This window comes from Clostridium phoceensis, assembly GCF_001244495.1.
Classification (GTDB): Bacteria; Bacillota; Clostridia; order Oscillospirales; family Oscillospiraceae; genus Lawsonibacter; species Lawsonibacter asaccharolyticus.
In genome coordinates this window covers 2,823,801-2,842,803 of the sequence record NZ_LN866274.1, presented here as the reverse complement: position 1 = coordinate 2,842,803, position 19,003 = coordinate 2,823,801, and the positions used below count along the sequence as shown (strand labels likewise).

Genomic DNA, 19,003 nt, shown 5'->3' with positions numbered 1-19,003 from the left:
TCAGGAGGGCATGACCCTCCAGTTTGCTTCTTAATATTTTATCGGAAAACGACCCGCAATGCAAGATGTCGTTTCTCCTTTTTTCGAAAAAAAACACCGGCGGCTTTTGGAGAAAACGCACCGAAGAATTAAAGAATAATAGGGCCGGAGAAGGGCAAGAATGAGAGGGATGGAACGAAGCGCCCGGCGGGCCGGGGGCGGACAGGAGGAAGCCATGTTCACCGCGCTGATCCGTACCGTGATCCTATACATCCTCATCATCGCCGGGGTGCGGCTGATGGGCAAGCGCCAGGTGGGGGAGCTGGAGCCCTCGGAGCTGGTGCTCTCCCTGCTCATCGCGGACCTGGCCTCGGTGCCCATGCAGGACCTGGGCATCCCCCTCCATGCCGGGGTGGTGCCCATCCTGGCCCTGCTGTCCCTGACCATGATCCTCTCGGTGCTGACCATGAAGAGCATCCGCTTCCGCACCCTGATGTGCGGCCGGCCCAGCATCGTGGTTCGGGACGGAAAAGTGGACCAGGGGGAGATGCGCCGCAACCGGCTGACGGTGGATGAGCTTCTGGAGGAGCTGCGGGGGCAGGGCTACACCGATCTGGCTGGGGTGAAATACGGCATCCTGGAGACCAACGGCCGGCTGTCCGTCCTGCCCTACGCCGAGCAGAGGCCGGCCACCGCCCGGCAGCTGGGGCTGGAGAGCCGGGAGACCGGGCTGCCTGTGGTCATCATCAGCGACGGGCGCATTTTGCAGGACAACCTGAAGCGGCGGGGGCTGGACCTGTCCTGGCTGGACAAGCAGCTGGCGGAGCACGGGTATCCCGACTTCCGGGACGTGTTCCTGCTGACAGTGGACGAGGCCGGGGGCGTGTATTTCGTCCCCAGGGAGGGAAAGTAGGGAATGGGAGAGATGAAGCGCCTTTGGGCGGCGGTGGGCATCCTGGCCGCTCTGCTGGCCGCCGCCCTGGGTACCGGCTGGTGGGTGGACGGACTGACTGCAGATTATGTTTCCCGGCTGGAGCAGGCCCAGGCCATGAGTGAGAGGGGCGACTGGGAGCGGGCTGCCCAGGTGACGGGAGGGGTGTACCGGAACTGGCAGGAGAGGAGCTTCTGGCTCCATGCCCTGCTGCGACACAGCGACACGGACCAGGTGCTGCTCCTGTTCCGCTCGGTGGAAGAGTACCTGAAGCTGGAAGAGATGGACCAGTACGCAGCCGCCAACGCCCAGCTCATCGCCCAGCTGGAGCTGCTGGCGGAGATGGAGGACCCCTCTCTGGAAAATGTGCTGTAAGAGAGGACCGGCCCGGACATGGCATCCATGTCCGGGCCGGTCCTTTGCATGACGTGAAGACAAGGGGGCGCTTCTCACGATTTTTACGACCGTGCCCTGCCCCTGCGGGCATAGAGGGCGTAAAATCCAGCGCCCAGGGCCGCGGTGACGGCTTCGGTGAGGGGAAAGGCCAGCCAGACGCCCGTCATGCCCCAGCAGGCGGCCAGCAGGAAGGCCATGGGGAGGATCAGGAGGAAACCCCGCAGCAGGGAGGTGATATGGGCAGGCAGGGCCCGCTCCACCGAGGTGAAATACATTGACAGGATGATGTTGAACCCGGCAAAGAGCGCGCCGGTGAAATAGAGCCGCAGGCCCTCTTCGGCGATCTGCTGGAGCCGGGGGTCCCCCTCACTGTTGAAGATTAGGGCCACCGGTCCGGCAAAGAGGAACAGCAGGAGGTAGAGGGCGGCGGACAGGACCAGGAGGGTGATCAGGGCATAGCGCAGGTACTGGCGGATCAGACCGGGACGGTCCTGGCCGTGGGCGGTGCTCACCAGAGGCTGGATGCCCTGAGAGATGCCGGTGTACACGGCGGTGACCACCAGGGAGATGTTGGCGATGACGCCGTAGGCCGCCACTCCCGTGTTGCCCTCCAGACCCAGGATGATGCTGTTGAAGGCGATCATGACCACGGCGGAGGACAGCTGGGCCAGCAGGGAGGGCAGGCCCAGGGAGAGGGCAGAGGCTGTGGGGCCGGGGGAGAGAGGGCCGGGGACCAGGCGCAGATCTCCCTTTTTGCGGATACAGTGAGGAAGCAGGATGAGGATGCCCAGCACGGGGGACATCCCGGTGGCCAGCACCGCACCGAAGATGCCCATCCCCATGGGGAAAATAAAGATGTAGTCCAGCACGATGTTGGCCAGGCTGCCTGCTGCAGTGGCCAGCATCGACAGCCGGGGGTCCCCGTCGTTGCGGACGAAGCAGAGCAGCACGTCGTTGACGAGGGTGGCGGGGGCGAAGAGGAGCAGCACCTGGAGATAGGTCCGGGTCATCTCAAACACAGCTTGGTCGGCCCCCAGGAGGACGGTGATCCCATGGGAGCAGAACAGGCCCAGCAGGAGGAAGGGGATGGAGAAGAGGACGGACAGAAGAAGCATGCCGGTGAACATCCTGGAAGCGCCGCCGGGGTCCCCCCGGCTCTGATGAATGGAGTATTTGGTGGCCCCGCCCATCCCCAGCATCAGGCCGGTGCCGTGGATGAAGTTGTAGATGGGGATGGCCAGATTCAGGGCGGCCAGCCCGGCAGTGCCCAGGCCCTGGGCCACGAAGAAAGTGTCGGCCAGGATGTAGCAGGACACCGCGATCATGCCGCAGGAGCTGAGGGCGGAGTAGCGGACAAACTCCCGCAGAGGAGTGGACTGTGACATATTCTGCACCTCTTTCAGTAAGGTCCAGCCCCGGCCGCGCCAGGGCAAAGAAAAAGCGTTGTGATCCCGTATCTTACAAAGGCCTAACGATACAGGAAAACAACGCATGGGGCCCACCCGGCGGTGGACCGTCTATCCAATTTGTACTCTTAAGATACCAGAAGAGGGCGGGAATGTCAAGGCCCTTCCAGGAGGGGAAGGGAGCTGGCGGGTTTGGTCTGGACCGATCCCGCCGGAGGAGTCAGGCGCGGGGGGATGGGGCGGTCTGCCCATCTGGGCAGGGCGGGCCGGAGAAAGAAAACAGGGCTGCCTACGGGATAACAGACAAATCGCAGGCGGGGGCGAAGGTGTGCACCGGCTCCTCCCCCCGCAGCAGGCGCAGGCCGCCCAGGGCCAGGGCCTCCATCTCATTTTCCCCCGGGATGACCACCACCCGGGCCAGGTTGTGGAGGTAGCCGATGACCATGTCGGTGAGCATCTTGGAATAGGCCAGCCCGCCGGTGAGGATCACTGCGTCGATCAGTTCGGTGAAGCAGCCCAGCAGGGTGCCAACCCCCTTGGCGATCTGGAGGGCCTGGGCCTTGTACACCAGGGCGGCCCGCTCGTCTCCCGCCTGGATGCGCCTCTCGATCTCCCGGCAGTCGTGGGTGCCCAGCAGGGCGGACATGCCCCCCTCGCCCCGCAGCTTTTTCAGCATCTCCGCCTTGGTGTATTTGCCGGAGTAGCACAGGTCCACCACATAGAGGGTGTTGGTGCTTCCCGAGCGGTCAGGGGAGAAGGGGCCGGCGTCATCGGATACCGAGTCGATGATTCGACCGTGGCTGTGGGCACTGATACTGATGCCGCCCCCCAGATGGGCCACCACCAGATTCATGTCCTTATAGGCCAGCCCCCGGCTCTCGGCGTACTTGTGGGCGGTGGCCCGGGCGTTGAGCACATGGCAGAAGCTGGTGCGGGTGACCCCCTTGAAGCCGGTGATCCGGGCCTCGGGCAGCAGCTCGTCGCTGGTGACGGCGTCATAGATGTAGGCGGGGATGCCCAGGGGCCGGGCGAAGGCCAGGGCCATCACGCCTCCCAGGTTTGAGGCGTGCTCAAAGACCGGATAGTGGAGCAGGCAGTCCACCAGGGCGTCGTTCACCTGGTAGCCCCCGGCCACGATGTTGGGCAGGATGCCGCCTCGGCCCACCACGGCGGTGAGGGTGGACAGGTCCACCCGCTCCTGGGCCAGCAGGCCCCGGACCAGGGCCACCCGGTAGTCCAGCTGGTCGTTGAGGGTGGGGAAGGGGGCAAGGTCCTGATTGGAGTGGGGGATGCTCCGGGAAAAGAGAGGCCGGGTGCCGTCATACACCGCCGCCTTGGTGCTGGTGGAGCCGGGGTTCAGGATAAGCAGCCGTTCCGGCATGAGAAACGCCTCCTTTTTGGCAGGATCACCGCCGGGACATGGCGGCGCAGATGAGGATGGAGTTATATTTCTCCTCCCAGGAAGCCCCCCGGGAGTTGAGGGCGATGGGCACCGAGGCGCCCAGCACCACACCGGCCATCTTCCCGCCGGCCAGCCCATAGAGGGCCTTGCCCAGCAGATTGCCGGCGGCGATGGAGGGGACGAGAAGGATGTCCGCGTCCCCCGCCACCGGGCTGCAGTAGCCCTTGAGGCGGGCCGCCTCAGCACTGGTGGCCAGATCCAGAGAGATGGGGCCCTCCACTAGGCAGGGGCCGAAGTCTCCCCGCTCCCCCTCCTCCCGGAGGGCGGCGGCGTCTCCGGTCTCGGGCATGCGGGGACTCACCGTCTCCGCAGCACACAGCGCCGCCGCCTTGGGCCTCTCATACCCCAGAAAGCGGCACAGTGACAGGGCGTTGCGGAGGATGGCCCGCTTCTCCTCCAGGCCGGGAGCGATGACCAGCCCGCCGTCGGTGATGTAGAGCAGCTTGTGGTAGGCGGGGACCTCCAGAATGGCCACATGGGAGAGCAGCCCCTCCCCGCGGATGCCGTTGGCACGGTCTACTACAGCCCCCAGCAGGGCACCCGTGGACAGACGGCCCTTGATGAGCAGACTGCCCCGCCCCTGGCGGACCAGGGCCACGGCCCGGGCGGCGCACTCCGCCTCTGTTCCGGCGGGGACCAGGTCCTCCTCCGGGACCGAAGCGCCCAGACGGTCCAGCAGGGGGCGGAGCTGGTCCGGGGGCCCCACCAGGATGGGGTGGATCAGGCCGTCCCGCCGGGCGGCCAGTACGGCCTGGAGGGTGTGCTCATCCTGGGCGGCGGCCACCACGGCGGACCGGGGACCGGACTGATGGAGCTGCTGCCGGAGCTGGGCAAAGGATGAAAGCATGGAAAAAACCCTCCTTTTTTGGATAGTTTACCACGGAAGAGGAAAAATGTACATCATTTTTCTCTGGGAGGCCTGGGCGGAGGATAGGGGGAAACAAAGACCGCCCGCCCCCCATCGGGGAGGCGGGCGGTGGATCAGGCGGTCAGTTCATCCTCGGTTCTGGGCCTCCACCAGGCGGACGCCGCAATACTGCTCCCGCAGCTTGGGCTTTTCAATCTTGCCGGTGGCGTTACGGGGGACGGGGGCGAAGATGATCTTCCGGGGGCGCTTGTACCGGGGCAGGTCAGTGCAGAACTGGTTGATCTCGCTCTCTGTGCAGGTCATGCCCTCTTTGATCTGGATGATGGCGGTGGCGATCTCCCCCAACCGCTTGTCGGGCAGGCCGATGACGGCCACATCGTGGACCTTGGGGTAGGCGGCCAGGAAGTCCTCGATCTGCACCGGGTACAGGTTCTCGCCGCCGGAGATGATGACGTCCTTTTTCCGGTCCACTAAGAAGTAGAAGCCGTCCTCATCCTGCTTGGCCATGTCGCCGGTGTGGAGCCAGCCGTCCTTGAGCACCTCGGCGGTGGCCTCCGGATTGTGGTAGTAGCACACCATGACGCCGGGGCCCTTCACACACAGCTCCCCCACCTGGCCGAAGGGGACGGGCTGGTCGTTCTCATCGGTGATCTTCACCTTCCAGCCGCAGCCGGGGACGCCGATGGCCCCCACCTTATGGAGATTGCCCAGGCCCAGGTGGACGCAGCCCGGTCCGGTGGACTCGGACAGGCCGTAGTTGGTGTCGTACTGGTGATGGGGGAAATAGCTCATCCAGTGCTTGATGAGGGAGGGGGGCACCGGCTGGGCGCCGATGTGCATCAGCCGCCACTGGGACAGGCGGTAGTCCTCCAGCTTCAGCTCACCACGGTCCAGGGAGGCCAAAATGTCCTGGCACCAGGGCACCAGCAGCCAGACGATGGTGCAGCCCTCGTTGGAGACGGCATCGAAGATGGCCTTGGGGGAGTTGCCCTTGAGCAGGACGGCCCGGCTGCCGGTGAACAGGGAGCCGAACCAGTGCATCTTGGCGCCGGTGTGGTACAGGGGCGGGATGCAGAGGAATACGTCCTCGTGACAGGTCTCGTGGTGGACGGCCTCCATCCGGGCGGACTGGAGCAGGGCCTGGTGCTTGAGGAGGATGGCCTTGGGGAAGCCGGTGGTGCCGGAGGAGTAGTAGATGGCCGCGTCATCCTCATCCTGGATGAGCACCTTAGGGGGCTCACTGGAGCAGTTGGCGGTGGCGGTGTGGTAGTCCTCGGCAAAGGAGGGGCAGTTCTCTCCCACAAAGAAGAGCAGGCGGCCCCGGGACAGGGAGGGCGCCACGTCCTCCACCCGGCCGATGAACTCCGGGCCGAAGAGGAGCACATCCACGTCGGCCAGCTGGACGCAGTACTCGATCTCCTGGGCGGTGTAGCGGAAGTTCAGAGGGACGGCGATGGCTCCGGCCTTCAGAATGCCGAAATAGATGGGCAGCCACTCCAGGCAGTTCATCAGCAGGATAGCCACCTTGTCCCCCTTCTTCACCCCGCGGGAGAGGAGCATGTTGGCCACCCGGTTGGCCTTCTCGTCGAAGACGCCCCAGGTGATCTCCCGGCGGTAGGGGACGGTGGATGCGGGCTCGATGAGCTCATATTCCTTCCACGTGACCCGGTGCTTTTCCTGGATCTCCGGGTTGATCTCCACCAGGGCGGTCTCGCCGCCGTAGAGCTTGTGATTGCGCTCCAGCAGGTCGGTAATGGGCATTTGCCTCGGTCCTTTCCAAAAGGCGGCGGTGCCGCCTGACTTCATTGATTTTACTCGTTAAAGTATCATAGCGAATTTTTTCCCGAATGTCAAGAGGAAAGGTCCTTTCTTTCCCAAACGCCTCCTGCTGGCGGGATCTTTCAGAGGCAGCGTCTTTGGAGCGAAGGAGGGGACCCCTGCCTGGAGACACAGAAAATCCCGCTTGACAAATGGGAAGAGAGGTGTATAATGCAAACCAACAAAGGCGCAGACGGAGACAGCATAGAGCGCGGAGAGAGCCAGTCAGAGAGTTCCCGGTAGGTGCGAGGGGCCTGGTTCCGCAGCTTGAAATTTCCTCTCCCGAGCCGTCCGAGGAACGCTCCCTCCGGGGGCAAGTAGAGCGGAACCGGGTCCTCCCGTTACAGAGGCTGGGTATTGCTGGATACCCATTGAGGCCGCACTCGCGAGGGGGCGGTAAAAAGAGGTGGTACCACGGGGCACGCCCCGTCCTCTGGCGGCAGTCGCCAGAGGTTTTTTTGTACCCTTTTTCAAAAAACGGTCCCCGCCAGGGCGGTTTTCTCTTTACCTTCACGCTTTGATGTGCTAAAATCACTTTAAACCATTGAACCACGGGCGTCCCTTTGCCCGCGGCGCGAAAAAGGAGTGACACTATGCCCAAAGCGGAACATCAGAGGGGCCGCAGCATGGCCCTGTATGAGACAATCCTGAAGCTGAAGGACCTGGACGAGTGCTGCCGTTTTTTTGACGACCTGTGCACCCCCACCGAGCTGCGCTCCCTGGAGCAGCGGTTCGACGTGGCGGTCTACCTCCAGCAGGGGTTGGTCTACCTGGACATCCTGGAGAAAACGGGGGCCAGCAGTGCCACCATCAGCCGGGTCCGCCGGGCCATGCTGGACAACGGCGCCGGCGGTGTGATGCAGGACGTCATTATCCGGGAGGGCCTGGGAGAGCCCAAAGCAGATCCTGAGCCGTGACGGTGCGGGAAGCCGTCCGGCTTTGCGGGGAAGAACAATACAGAAAGCAGGGAACAGATTCATGAAACAACTGATGTTGGGCAACGCCGCCGTTGCCCGGGGACTTTACGAGGCGGGCTGCTGCGTGATCTCCAGCTACCCCGGCACCCCCAGCACCGAGATCACCGAGGAAGCCGCCAAATTCGACGATATTTACTGTGAGTGGGCCCCCAATGAGAAGGTAGCCATGGAGGTGGCTTTCGGCGCCAGTCTGGCAGGAAAGCGGTCCTTCTGTGCCATGAAGCACGTGGGCCTCAACGTGGCCGCTGACCCGCTGTTCACCGTGGCCTATACCGGTGTCAATGCGGGCATGGTCATCGCGGTGGCCGACGACCCGGGGATGCACTCCTCCCAGAACGAGCAGGACTCCCGGCACTACGCCATCGCCGCCAAGCTGCCCATGCTGGAACCCGCCGACTCCGCCGAGGCCCTGGCCTTCACCAGGCGGGCCTATGAGATCTCCGAGGAGTTCGACACTCCGGTGATCCTGAAGATGTGCACCCGGGTGGCCCACTCCCAGTCCATCGTGGAGACCAGCCCCCGGACCGAGGGGCCGGAGCGTCCCTATGAGAAGAACATCGCCAAGTATGTAATGATGCCGGGCAATGCCATCCGCCGCCACCCGGTGGTGGAGGACCGGATGCGCCGCCTGGCCCAGTACGCCGAGACCTGCGATCTGAACCGGGTTGAGATGGGGGACACCAAGCTGGGCATCATCACCTCCAGCACCTCCTACCAGTATGTGAAGGAGGTCTTTGGGGAGGAAGCCTCTGTCCTCAAGCTGGGGATGGTCCACCCTATGCCCGAGGGACTGATCCGGGACTTCGCCGCCAAGGTGGACCGACTGGTGGTGGTGGAGGAGCTGGACCCCATCATCGAAAACTACTGCCGTCAGCTGGGCCTGACCGTTTCCGGCAAGGAGGCCCTGCCCCTGGAGGGGGAGTTCTCCCAGAACCTGGTGGCCGCCAAGCTGGGCGGCGCGGTACATACCGGCACCGCCCTGGAGGACGCCATCCCGCCCCGCCCGCCGGTGATGTGCGCCGGCTGTCCTCACCGCGGACTGTTCTACACCCTGGCAAAAAACAAGTGTACCGTGCTGGGCGACATCGGCTGTTACACCCTGGGGGCGGTGGCCCCTCTGAACGCCATGGAGATGACCCTCTGCATGGGCGCCTCCATCAGCGGCATCCACGGCTTCAACAAGGCATTGGGGGAGAAAAGCGAGGGGAAGACGGTGGCCGTCATCGGAGACTCCACCTTCATGCACTCCGGCATGACCGGCCTGGCCAACATCGCCTATAACCAGTCCAACTCCACGGTCATCATCCTGGACAACTCCATCACCGGCATGACCGGCCACCAGCAGAACCCCACTACCGGCTACAACATCAAGGGGGAGCCGGCGGGAAAGATCGATTTGGAGCAGCTGTGCCGGGCCATGGGCTTTGAACGGGTCCGGGTGGTGGACCCCTATGACCTGAAGGCCACCGACCAGGCGGTGAAGGAGGAACTGGCCGCCCGGGAGCCCTCCGTCATCATCAGCCGCCGGCCCTGCGCCCTGCTGAAGTATGTAAAGCACCAGGCCCCTCTGGCGGTGGATACGGACAAGTGCGTGGGCTGCAAGAGCTGCATGCGCATCGGCTGCCCCGCTATCTCCATGAAGGAGGGCAAGGCCCATGTGGACAACACCCTGTGCGTGGGCTGCGGCGTGTGTGAACAGATGTGCGCATTTGGTGCCTTCCAGAGCACCGAGAAGGAGGGCTGAGCCATGAAGACCAAGAATATCATGATCGTAGGCGTGGGCGGACAGGGCTCCCTGCTGGCCAGCAAGCTGCTGGGCCATCTGCTGATGGAGCAGGGCTATGACGTAAAGGTGTCCGAGGTCCACGGCATGTCCCAGCGGGGCGGCAGCGTGGTCACCTATGTGCGCTACGGCGATCGGGTAAATTCCCCTGTTATCGACAAGGGGGAGGCTGACTACATCGTCTCCTTCGAGCTGCTGGAGGCCGCCCGCTGGCTCAGCTATCTGAAGCCCGACGGCCAGATCGTCACCTCCACCCAGCAGATCGATCCCATGCCCGTTATCACCGGCGCGGCCCAGTACCCGGAAAACCTGGTGGAGAAGATGAAAGCGGCCGGCGCCAAGGTGGACGCCCTGGACTGCTTGGCTCTGGCCGAGGAGGCAGGCTCCTCCAAGGCGGTGAACATCGTGCTGATGGGCCGGCTCTCCCACTACTTCGATCTGCCCGACGAGGCGTGGCAGAAGTCCCTGGAGGTCTGTGTGCCTTCCAAGTTCCTGGAGCTGAACAAGAAGGCATTCCAGCTGGGTAAGAACGCCTGAAAGGAGGGCGGAGAGATGGCGGAGGAGCGCGTCCCTTTGGAGATCCGCAGGGCAGAGCCGGAGGACGCGGCGGAGCTGCTGTCCATCTATGCCCCATATGTGGAGGAGAGCTGGGTGACCTTTGAGTGCGTCCCGCCCACGGTGGAGGAGTTCCGGCGCCGCATGGAGGAATTTTCCCGGCACTACCCCTATCTGGTGTGCTGCCGGGCGGGGGAGATCCTGGGCTATGCCTACGCCCACCGCCACATGGAGCGGGAGGCCTACCAGTGGAACGCGGAGCTCACTGTCTATGTGCGCCGGGGTCGGGAGGGCTTGGGGATCGGCACCGCCCTCTACGGGGCGCTCATCCCCAAGCTGCGGGAAATGGGGCTGGTCAACCTGTACGGGGTGCTGGGACTGCCCAACCCGGGCAGTGAGGCCCTGCACCGCCACTTCGGCTTTACCCGGCAGGGGCTGTACCCTCGGATGGGATTCAAGCTGGGGGAGTGGCACGACGTGGCCCAGTACGGCCTGCGCCTCACCCCCCCGGACCGGCCGCCGGAGCCCCTTTTTCGGACAGAAGGGGGGACGCAGGGATGATCTGGAAGTATCTGCTGCGGATCTGGGGCTGGGTGTGCCTGCTGGCAGCCGCCCTGCATGGGGCTTTGACCCTGTATGCGGCCGCTGTGCCGTACAATATCTATCAGCCGGGAAGCACCGGACTGGCGGAGTGGCTGGGCATGGGGCTGATCTCCCACGGCCTGGCCCATGTGATGGCCCGCCTGGACGAGCTGGGATGATCGCAGGGGGTCCATAAAAAATCAGGACAGAGGGGGGGACATGGATGAAATTTGTCATTGTCATAGAGTGGCTTTTGGGGCTTTGGGGAGCATTTGCCCTCTATGTGGCTCTGGTGTGCGGAATTGCTTTTTTTGATGCGAGCACGCCGGAAAATCTGGCCATGTTCCTGTTGAGCGGGTGTGCCGCCCTGTTTTCCTTTGCTCTGATCGCGGTGCTGGAACTGCTTCGGAAAAAGCAGCAGACATCGCCTAAATAAAAGCCGAGAATTTCTTTGACTCCTTTTTTGCATGAAAGAGAAGAAATATGAAAACGAGAGAGGGATGATTCCATTGGAACGCTATTATCAGCCGGAGATCGAGACTGCGTCCCGGGAACAGATCAAGGCCTGGCAGGACGAGCGCCTGGTAAAGCAGGTCCAGCATGTGTGGGACAACGTGCCCTACTACCGCAAAAAGATGGAGGAGAAGGGGGTCACACCGGCGGATATCAAGTCCAGCGACGACCTGTACAAGCTGCCCTTCCTCACCAAGTCTGACCTGCGGGATGCTTACCCCTACGGGCTGGTGGGGATGCCCCTGAAGGACTGCGTCCGCATCCAGTCCACCTCTGGCACCACTGGCAAGCGGGTGGTGGCCTTCTACACTCAGGAGGACATCGATCTCTGGGAGGACTGCTGTGCCCGGGCTATCATGGCTGCGGGGGGCACCAATGAGGATGTGTGCCAGGTGTCCTACGGCTACGGACTGTTCACCGGCGGCCCCGGCCTCAACGGAGGCAGCCACAAGGTGGGCTGCCTCACCATCCCCACCTCCTCGGGCAACACCGAGCGTCAGATCATGTTCATCAAAGACTTGAACGCCACCATCCTGTGCTGCACCCCCTCCTATGCCGCCTACATCGGCGAGACTATGAAGGAGATGGGAATGAGTCCGGAGGAGATCCCCCTGAAGGCGGGCATATTCGGTGCGGAAGCCTGGTCCGAGGAGATGCGCCAGGACATTCAGAATACCCTGGGCATCAAGGCATATGATATCTACGGGCTCACCGAGCTGTCCGGCCCCGGCGTCTCCTTCGAGTGCTCCGCCCAGAGAGGGATGCACATCAACGAGGACCACTTCATCGCTGAGATCATCGACCCGGACACCGGCGAGGTGCTGCCCGAGGGCAGCGAGGGCGAGCTGGTATTCACCTCCATCACAAAGAAGGCGTTTCCTCTGCTGCGCTACCGCACCCGGGACATCTGCACCCTCACCCGGGAAAAGTGTCCCTGCGGCCGCACCCATGTGAAGATGTCCAAGCCCAGGGGCCGCACCGACGACATGCTCATCATCCGGGGGGTCAACGTATTCCCCTCCCAGATCGAGACGGTGCTCCTCAATTACGGTTATCCCGCCAACTACCAGATCATCGTGGATCGGGTCCACTCCACCGACACCCTGGACGTGCAGGTGGAGATGACCCCGGAGATGTTTACCGACAAGGTGGGCGAGGTGGACCGCCGCCAGAAGGAGTTGGTGGACGGCCTGCGCTCCATGCTGGGCCTGTCCGCCAAGGTCACCCTGGTGGCTCCCAAGTCCATCGTCCGCAGCGAGGGCAAGGCGGTCCGTGTCATCGACAAGCGCAAGATCTGACTGATTTGACAGGAGGGAAGAGTTATGAGCGTCAAGCAGCTTTCCGTGTTCCTGGAGAATAGGCCCGGTGCCCTGTATGGGATGACCGGTATCCTCTCCCAGAACAAGATCGACATGCGGGCCCTCTCGGTGGCGGAGACCCGGGATTTCGGCATCCTCCGCATCATCGTGGACGACCCGTACAAGACGGCCACTGTCCTGAAGGACGCGGGCTATGTGTACAACATCACCCCCGTGCTGGGGGTGGCGATCCCTGACGTGCCGGGCGGATTGAACAAGGTGCTCCAGGTGCTCACCGATGCCAGGATCAACGTGGAGTACATGTATGCATTCCTGGGGGGCAAGACCGAAGCCGCCTATATGATCTTCCGGGTAGAGGACAACAATGCCGCGGCGGAGGCCCTGGCCTCCCGGGGCATCAAGACCCTGGAGGAAGCGGATATCCAGCGGATGTAAAGCGAAACAGCTTTCAAGAAAAAGGACAGACCGCGCGCCAGCCGGCGCGCGGTCTGCTTTTTCAGGTCCGGTCGTAGAAGGGGAAGACTCCCTTGGAGGCGTCCTGGCCAAAGCGGGAGGAGTGGGGGACCAGATCCACCGTTTTTCCCTCCAGCCAAGGGCGGGCGGCCCCGGCAATGGCGGAAAAGATAGCGTCCTGCTCTCCATCCTGGTCCACTACCACCAGATAGCTGGGCTCCATCTCACCCTCCCGGACCATCAGGCGCAGGTAGAGTGCCTTTACAGCTGGGAGCTCACGGGCAGCGGAGCAGATGGCCTCCACCATCCGCTCCGGGTACTCCGCCGGGTCCCCCAGCATGACTCGGGTATCCTTCTGAATCACCTGCCGGACCGGTGGAGTGCCCTCTGCCTTCTGCCGGGCCAGGCGGGCCACCGTCTCCCGGTCCAGGGTGAGGCTGTCCCCGAAGGGATCGACCACAAAGCCGGCGGCCCGGCTGTCCTGCTGGAGCATAGAGGCATAGTCGTCGAAGGTGAGGACCAGGGTCTGCTGGTCCCGGGGGCCGCACAGCTTCCGCAGCTCCCCCCAGTTGGTGAAGGCGGGAAAGAAGGGACGGCCCTCCTGGCTGGAGATGAGCTGAAACTGGATGGCGGTGTTCTGCCCCAGTGTAGTCTGGCCGGAGACAGCGGGGGGCGGCGCGGGGGTGAGGACCACAGGCGCGAGCAGATGGGCCTGGGTCATGAGCTCCCTCAGCGCCCGGTCCTGGTTGGCGGGCGTGTTCTCCCGGTGGAGGGCGGCGAGGGCTTCAGACAGACGGGGATTGACGATGGGCTTTGTGACATCAACCATGGCGGTGACCTCCTTGTGTGTCATGGGTAGGGTGCGGGGCCTGACCTGCTTGTCTCTGCTTGGAGCCTCAGGAAATCTCCCGTTCAAAGATCACCTGATAGCACTGGGCGGAACCCACACCCCGCCCCTCACAGAAGGGGATCACGATCTGCTTGAATCGCCACCCATTTGCTGCCTCTTTTTCGATTACGTCCTTACAGGCATCGAAGGTAGACCCTGCTTTCGGGGGACGGGAAATGATCCCCTGGGTATTCCAGGCCACAGGGACCTGTATGAATTTGTACTCGTACTGCTTCATCAAGATGACCTCCCTGCGGGCTTTCTTGCCCGCTGCTTTATGTACTGACGGCCTGGATCTCTCCGGAAAATGGGAGAAAAAGGCCCCGAGTGGCTACAGCCCCAGCAGGCGCTGGGCGTTGCCGCCCAGAATGGCGTCCCGCTCTTCTGGGGAGAGGGGCAGGGCGCGGATAGAGGCCACATCGGCGGATTGGTCCCCCCAGGGGCTGTCGGTGCCGAAGAGGAGGCGCCGGGCCCCAAATTTTCGGACAAAGCGGACAAACTGCTCCTGTTCCATCATGTGCAGCTGGTCCTCCGAAAAAGGGTGTCCCTCCAGGGGGGTGAGGTCGCCGTAGGAAAAGGCGGTATCCAGCAGCACGCTGGACTGGGGGAGCAGGGCCTCTACCTGGTCCCACTGGCGCCAGCCTCCCATGTGGGCCAGGATCAAGGTCACCGGGCCCACCTGTTCCAGGGCGCGGAGCACCATCTCCGGGTCGCAGTAGGTGGGGGCGGGGATGCCGATGTCGATGCCGGCGTGGGTGAGGACCACGAGCCCCAGCTCGCCGGCCCGGTCCAGGATGCGCAGATAGCGGATATCGTCGAACCGGGTGGCCTGATAGGCGGGGTGGAGCTTGATGCCCTTCAGACCCAGGGCAGCGATCCGAGCCAGCTCTCCCCTGGGGTCCGGACAGTCCGGGTGGATGCAGCCGAAGGAGTAGATGCCGGTCCCGCGGCCCCGGGCGTTGATCTGAGCGGCGCTCTCGTTGACATGGGCCACCTGATGGGGGTTGGTGGCCACCGGCAGGACTACGGAGCAGTCGATGCCCGCCCGGGCCATGGAGGCGGCCAGGCCGGCGTTGGTGGCGTCGGTGAAGGCCCGGGTATGACAGGCACCCTGGAGCTTGCGGATGGTGGGGGCCGCAAGCTTGTCAGGGAAGGTGTGGGTGTGGATATCAATGACCATGGCGGTCCTTCCTTTCCTGGGAAATGATGCCGCAGCCAAGGGAGCGCGGCATGTCGGTCCCAAGCATACCACATTTTTCGCTCGGAGGCAACGACAGCCCGTTCGAGGTCCGTTTATCTTAAAACTCCAAACTCCGCTGGGGTTGAAGCGGCGGTTTCGTATTGCCATACAGAATCGGCTGCGGTATAATCAGGGCGGCAATCAAAAGCTGCGGAGGTATGTCCATGAAAACGATCTATGAAAAGTATATGGCATCGCCGATCGACAAGGAGCTTTTATGCTTGGAGCATGGCGAGATCACAGAGCCATATTTTTGCTACCCTGTCAATGCAGAGCCGATAGGATTTGAAGGGTGTATCCTGTACTGCTTTTTGCCGGAGTATGGAGAGATGGTATTTGCCTGCGACCCGGAAAGCTGTGCAGATCGGAATGTATATCCACTGGCAAAAAATTTCGAGGATTTTCTCCGTTTGATCCTGGCGTGCGGCACCGCTGATCCAGTGGAGCAGATCGTTTGGATGGATAAAAGGCAATTTGAGGAACACATGGAACACGAAGAAAAAATTTTGACACAGGAGCAGAGGGCGGCGGTACAGCAGCTTCAACGCGAAATGGGTCTGCTGCCAATGGAAACCCCGTTTGAATATGTCAAGGCGATCCAAAAAGACTTTGATGACAGTAAAATACAGTACAGCGATGAATATTACGAGGTGACTGGCAGAGAGGCCCCGAAAGAAACAGACACGCCCAACAAAACTTTATTGGAATTTCAGACTGTCACAGTTGAAGTTCGCGGCCAAAATGATAGAGCCTGACAACTTCTGATCTATCTTTCAGTTACCCGATAAGGTCAGCTGCGGCTTGACTGTTTTGTAAGGAGCATTTCCAAAACTGCTTCTCAGCTAAAAAGAGGAAAAGGGGACCGCCCCGGCGGGCGGGGGATGGGAGGAGCAGTGCCGGACTGCGTTCCGGCCCTTGCCAAATGGCGGGAAAGCATCTATAATACCAGTAAAACAACGGCAGAACGTCTGCCGCGATGGAGGGAACGACATGGCTCTGGATATGAAGTATTTTGAGGAGATGGAGGCCAAGATCCCAAAGGGGAAGGTCCGCACCCGGTTTGCCCCCTCTCCCACCGGCTATATGCACGTGGGCAATCTGCGCACCGCCCTTTACACCTGGCTCATCGCCCGGCACCATCAGGGCACCTTTATCCTGCGCATCGAGGACACTGACCAGACTCGGCAGGTGGAGGGCGCCACAGAGGTGATCTACCGCACCCTGGCGGAGTGCGGGCTGGACCACGACGAGGGCCCCGACGTGGGCGGCCCGGTGGCCCCCTATATCCAGACCCAGCGCCGGGACACCTATGGAAAGTACGCCCGGCTGCTGGTGGAAAAGGGACACGCCTACTACTGCTTCTGTGAAAAGACCAAGTCGGAAGAGGACTCCGGCCAGTTCGACCGGGCTTCGGACCCCTGCCGCGCCCTGAGCCAGGAGGAGGCTCAGGCCCGGGTGGACGCGGGCGAGCCATATGTCATCCGCCAGAAGATCCCCAGCGGCGGGACCACTACCTTCCATGACGCCATCTTCGGGGACATCACCGTGGAGAACGACACCCTGGACGACCAGGTGCTCATCAAGCGGGACGGCCTGCCCACCTATAACTTCGCCAATGTCATCGACGACCACCTGATGGGCATCACCCATGTGGTCCGGGGCAGCGAGTATCTGTCCTCCGCTCCCAAGTATGATCTGCTCTATCAGGCCTTTGGCTGGGAGGTGCCCACCTATGTGCACTGTTCCCCCGTGATGCGGGATGCCCACAACAAGATGTCCAAGCGCCACGGGGACCCCTCCTACGAGGACCTGAAAGCCCAGGGCTACCTCACCCCCGCCATCCTGAACTATGTGGCCCTGCTGGGCTGGTCCCCCAGAGGAGAGCTGGCGGAACAGGAAGTATTCTCTCTGGAGGAGCTGGTGGCCGCCTTTGATCTGGCGGGTGTATCCAAGTCCCCGGCCATCTTTGATATTGAGAAGCTCACCCACTTCAACGCCCTGTACCTGCGGGCCATGGAGCCGGCGGACTTTGCCCGGGCGGCAGAGCCTTATATCCGCCAGAGCGTGAAAGACCCGGCGCTGGACGCGGCGGAAATCGCCGGCCTGCTCCAGGCCCGGTGTGAGCGGCTCACTGACATCCCGGAGAAGGTGGACTTCTTCGATGCCCTGCCTGACTATGATGGGGCTCTGTTCACCAACAAGAAGTCCAAGACCGACCCGGAAGTGGCCCGGGCCATGCTGGAGGCCGCCATCCCCGCCCTGGAGGGGCTGGACGGCTGGACCACGGAGGGCATCCACGACGCCCTCATCGCTCTGGCGGAGAAGCTGGCGGTGAAGAACGCCACCCTCATGTGGCCGGTGCGCATCGCCGCCGCCGGAAAGGCGGTCACTCCCGGGGGCGCGGTGGAGATCTGCCACGTGCTGGGCCGGGAGGAGACTCTGCGCCGCCTGCGCCTGGGGCTGGACAAGCTGCGATAAGATCCACCTGTCCCCGGCGGCCTGTGCCGCCGGGGACATTTTTTCCGAAACAGGAAAAAACAGGCTGTTCAAGGCTGGGCCGGGATGGTATAATAGCGGAGAAAACACATGCCCGCGGCAGCCGGGCAACCACAGAATGGAGGAATCGAGATGAAATGCCCCTTCTGCGCCTATCTGGAGAGCAAGGTGGTGGACTCCCGTCCCGCGGACGAGGGAGCCAGCATCCGCCGCCGCCGGGAGTGTCTGTCCTGCCATAAGCGCTTCACCACCTACGAGACCATGGAGAGTCTGCCCCTGATGGTGGTCAAAAAGGACGGCAGCCGCCAGAGCTTTGACCGGAACAAGGTGATGAACGGCCTGATCCGGGCCTGTGAAAAGAGGCCGGTCTCCTTCAGCACCATGGAGGAGATCGTCAACGAGATCGAGCAGACCCTCCAGAACGAGATGGAGCGGGAGGTCAGCTCCGCCGAGATCGGAGAGCTGGTGATGGAGCGGCTGAAAAAAGTGGACGAGGTCTCCTATGTGCGCTTTGCCTCCGTCTACCGCCAGTTCAAGGACATCAACACCTTCATGCGGGAGCTGAACAAGCTGCTGGAAGATAAGTGAGCAATCCGGCCCCGGGACCACATGGTCCCGGGGCTCAAATCGTCGCAAAAGGCCGTCGGGTCTTTTGCGACGAAGGGTTGCATGACAGATGAGGCCTATTTTTTCTTGTCAAAAAGCCGCCTCATCTGTCATGAGAGGTGTCATTTTCCAGAAGCATGTCCCGGGAAATAATGCTTTTGATTTGATTCTGTCTTCCACGGATGACAGAACTCTGCGGGGCCCCCTCTGGGGGAGATTTTTCACTAGCGGAAGCGGGGGGCCGAGCCATCGGCCTCCCGCTTTTTGTGCCGCGCCAGGGCGGAGCTTAAAGGAACCGCTTCATCTGCTGGATGTTCTGTTCCTCGGTGTGCAGCAGGCGGCTGCCCAGGGCCAGCAGCTCCGGGTCCGCCTTGCCGGTGTACTGGTGGATGCGCCGGGTCATCTCCACAGTGCCCATGGTGCTCCCCTGGATCATCAGCTGAGCCAGCTTGGAGGTGGTGTGGTCGGCGGCAGTGCGGGCCTTGAGCATGGCACCGGACATGGCCCGGACAGCCAGACCCGGGGTATGGAGCCGGGCACCATGCTTCCGGGCATAGGCCTGTGACTGGGCGGCGATGGTCCGGTACTCCTGGAGCTGGCTGTTCAGGGCCTGGCCCATGGCTCGGCTCTGGGGCAGGGACAGCACCTGGGGGATGGCGCTCACCCCCATGGCCGCGTTTTTATGAATGAAAGACAAAAACTGCTGATCGTGATCCATGAAATTTCTCTC

The 19,003-nt window shown here is 62.6% G+C and carries 21 protein-coding genes; 13 read left to right on the top strand and 8 right to left on the bottom strand.

The annotated features are described in order from the left end of the window. Positions 1 to 160: 160 nt before the first annotated feature. Both BN1969_RS14660 and BN1969_RS14655 read left to right on the top strand, forming a co-directional pair. Positions 161 to 892, top strand: coding sequence for a YetF domain-containing protein (locus tag BN1969_RS14660; RefSeq protein ID WP_242850353.1), 732 nt, complete (start codon positions 161 to 163; stop codon positions 890 to 892). Positions 893 to 895: 3 nt separating this feature from the next. Beyond that, a complete protein-coding gene (locus tag BN1969_RS14655; protein ID WP_050624987.1) occupies positions 896 to 1,285 on the top strand; it encodes a DUF4363 family protein in 390 nt (129 codons plus the stop codon). Between the two features lie 83 nt (positions 1,286 to 1,368). On the opposite strand, the gene BN1969_RS14650 is transcribed toward BN1969_RS14655, so the two are convergent. The 4 genes from BN1969_RS14650 to BN1969_RS14635 form a co-directional block, all read right to left on the bottom strand. Then, positions 1,369 to 2,691: an MATE family efflux transporter gene (locus tag BN1969_RS14650; RefSeq protein ID WP_147577114.1), complete on the bottom strand. Its 1,323-nt coding sequence runs from the start codon at positions 2,689 to 2,691 to the stop codon at positions 1,369 to 1,371. A 310-nt stretch (positions 2,692 to 3,001) separates the two neighbouring features. Next, on the bottom strand, positions 3,002 to 4,093 hold the full coding sequence (buk, locus tag BN1969_RS14645; RefSeq protein ID WP_050624986.1) for a butyrate kinase: 1,092 nt from the start codon (positions 4,091 to 4,093) through the stop codon (positions 3,002 to 3,004). 25 nt (positions 4,094 to 4,118) lie between these two features. After that, entirely contained in the window at positions 4,119 to 5,021 is a 903-nt protein-coding gene (locus tag BN1969_RS14640) for a bifunctional enoyl-CoA hydratase/phosphate acetyltransferase (protein WP_050624985.1), read from the bottom strand. A gap of 147 nt (positions 5,022 to 5,168) precedes the next feature. Then, the gene (locus tag BN1969_RS14635; protein ID WP_050624984.1) at positions 5,169 to 6,803 is read right to left on the bottom strand and encodes a class I adenylate-forming enzyme family protein; all 1,635 of its coding nucleotides are present in this window, start codon (positions 6,801 to 6,803) and stop codon (positions 5,169 to 5,171) included. Between the two features lie 650 nt (positions 6,804 to 7,453). Here BN1969_RS14635 and BN1969_RS14630 point away from each other — a divergent pair. The 8 genes from BN1969_RS14630 (at position 7,454) to BN1969_RS14595 (ending at position 13,024) form a co-directional block, all read left to right on the top strand. Then, on the top strand, positions 7,454 to 7,777 hold the full coding sequence (locus tag BN1969_RS14630) for a YerC/YecD family TrpR-related protein (protein WP_050624983.1): 324 nt from the start codon (positions 7,454 to 7,456) through the stop codon (positions 7,775 to 7,777). Positions 7,778 to 7,838: 61 nt separating this feature from the next. Then, on the top strand, positions 7,839 to 9,581 hold the full coding sequence (iorA, locus tag BN1969_RS14625; RefSeq protein WP_050624982.1) for an indolepyruvate ferredoxin oxidoreductase subunit alpha: 1,743 nt from the start codon (positions 7,839 to 7,841) through the stop codon (positions 9,579 to 9,581). A gap of 3 nt (positions 9,582 to 9,584) precedes the next feature. Then, positions 9,585 to 10,157 carry an indolepyruvate oxidoreductase subunit beta gene (locus tag BN1969_RS14620; protein WP_050624981.1) on the top strand — a complete coding sequence of 191 codons (573 nt, stop codon included), beginning with the start codon at positions 9,585 to 9,587 and terminating at the stop codon, positions 10,155 to 10,157. A 15-nt stretch (positions 10,158 to 10,172) separates the two neighbouring features. Then, positions 10,173 to 10,736: a GNAT family N-acetyltransferase gene (locus BN1969_RS14615; RefSeq protein WP_050624980.1), complete on the top strand. Its 564-nt coding sequence runs from the start codon at positions 10,173 to 10,175 to the stop codon at positions 10,734 to 10,736. Then, positions 10,733 to 10,936, top strand: a complete 204-nt coding sequence (locus BN1969_RS14610) for a hypothetical protein (RefSeq protein ID WP_050624979.1) — start codon at positions 10,733 to 10,735, stop codon at positions 10,934 to 10,936. Before BN1969_RS14615 ends, BN1969_RS14610 begins: the two co-directional genes overlap by 4 nt. Before the next feature lie 44 nt (positions 10,937 to 10,980). Further along, positions 10,981 to 11,193, top strand: coding sequence for a hypothetical protein (locus tag BN1969_RS14605; RefSeq protein ID WP_050624978.1), 213 nt, complete (start codon positions 10,981 to 10,983; stop codon positions 11,191 to 11,193). A gap of 73 nt (positions 11,194 to 11,266) precedes the next feature. Then, positions 11,267 to 12,568 (top strand): phenylacetate--CoA ligase family protein, encoded by a 1,302-nt coding sequence (locus tag BN1969_RS14600; protein WP_050624977.1) that lies wholly within the window; start codon positions 11,267 to 11,269, stop codon positions 12,566 to 12,568. 24 nt (positions 12,569 to 12,592) lie between these two features. After that, on the top strand, positions 12,593 to 13,024 hold the full coding sequence (locus tag BN1969_RS14595; RefSeq protein WP_050624976.1) for an ACT domain-containing protein: 432 nt from the start codon (positions 12,593 to 12,595) through the stop codon (positions 13,022 to 13,024). A 61-nt stretch (positions 13,025 to 13,085) separates the two neighbouring features. Here the strand turns inward: BN1969_RS14595 and BN1969_RS14590 are convergent, their stop codons facing one another. The 3 genes from BN1969_RS14590 to BN1969_RS14580 all read right to left on the bottom strand — a co-directional run bounded on the left by BN1969_RS14590 (position 13,086) and on the right by BN1969_RS14580 (position 15,111). Next, entirely contained in the window at positions 13,086 to 13,871 is a 786-nt protein-coding gene (locus BN1969_RS14590; RefSeq protein ID WP_050624975.1) for an enhanced serine sensitivity protein SseB, read from the bottom strand. Positions 13,872 to 13,938: 67 nt separating this feature from the next. Continuing rightward, complete coding sequence (locus BN1969_RS14585; RefSeq protein WP_050624974.1) at positions 13,939 to 14,169, bottom strand: DUF4177 domain-containing protein; 231 nt, start codon at positions 14,167 to 14,169, stop codon at positions 13,939 to 13,941. Positions 14,170 to 14,262: 93 nt separating this feature from the next. Then, positions 14,263 to 15,111 (bottom strand): amidohydrolase family protein, encoded by an 849-nt coding sequence (locus tag BN1969_RS14580; protein WP_050624973.1) that lies wholly within the window; start codon positions 15,109 to 15,111, stop codon positions 14,263 to 14,265. 224 nt (positions 15,112 to 15,335) lie between these two features. On the opposite strand from BN1969_RS14580, the gene BN1969_RS18700 reads away from it, so the two are divergent. The 3 genes from BN1969_RS18700 (at position 15,336) to nrdR (ending at position 18,255) form a co-directional block, all read left to right on the top strand. Beyond that, positions 15,336 to 15,926, top strand: coding sequence for a hypothetical protein (locus BN1969_RS18700; RefSeq protein WP_050624972.1), 591 nt, complete (start codon positions 15,336 to 15,338; stop codon positions 15,924 to 15,926). 235 nt (positions 15,927 to 16,161) lie between these two features. Then, positions 16,162 to 17,649: a glutamate--tRNA ligase gene (gene gltX, locus BN1969_RS14570; RefSeq protein WP_050624971.1), complete on the top strand. Its 1,488-nt coding sequence runs from the start codon at positions 16,162 to 16,164 to the stop codon at positions 17,647 to 17,649. 150 nt (positions 17,650 to 17,799) lie between these two features. Continuing rightward, positions 17,800 to 18,255: a transcriptional regulator NrdR gene (gene nrdR / locus BN1969_RS14565; protein WP_050624970.1), complete on the top strand. Its 456-nt coding sequence runs from the start codon at positions 17,800 to 17,802 to the stop codon at positions 18,253 to 18,255. Positions 18,256 to 18,559: 304 nt separating this feature from the next. Here the strand turns inward: nrdR and BN1969_RS14560 are convergent, their stop codons facing one another. Further along, entirely contained in the window at positions 18,560 to 18,991 is a 432-nt protein-coding gene (locus BN1969_RS14560) for a hypothetical protein (RefSeq protein WP_050624969.1), read from the bottom strand. Between the last annotated feature and the right edge of the window lie 12 nt (positions 18,992 to 19,003).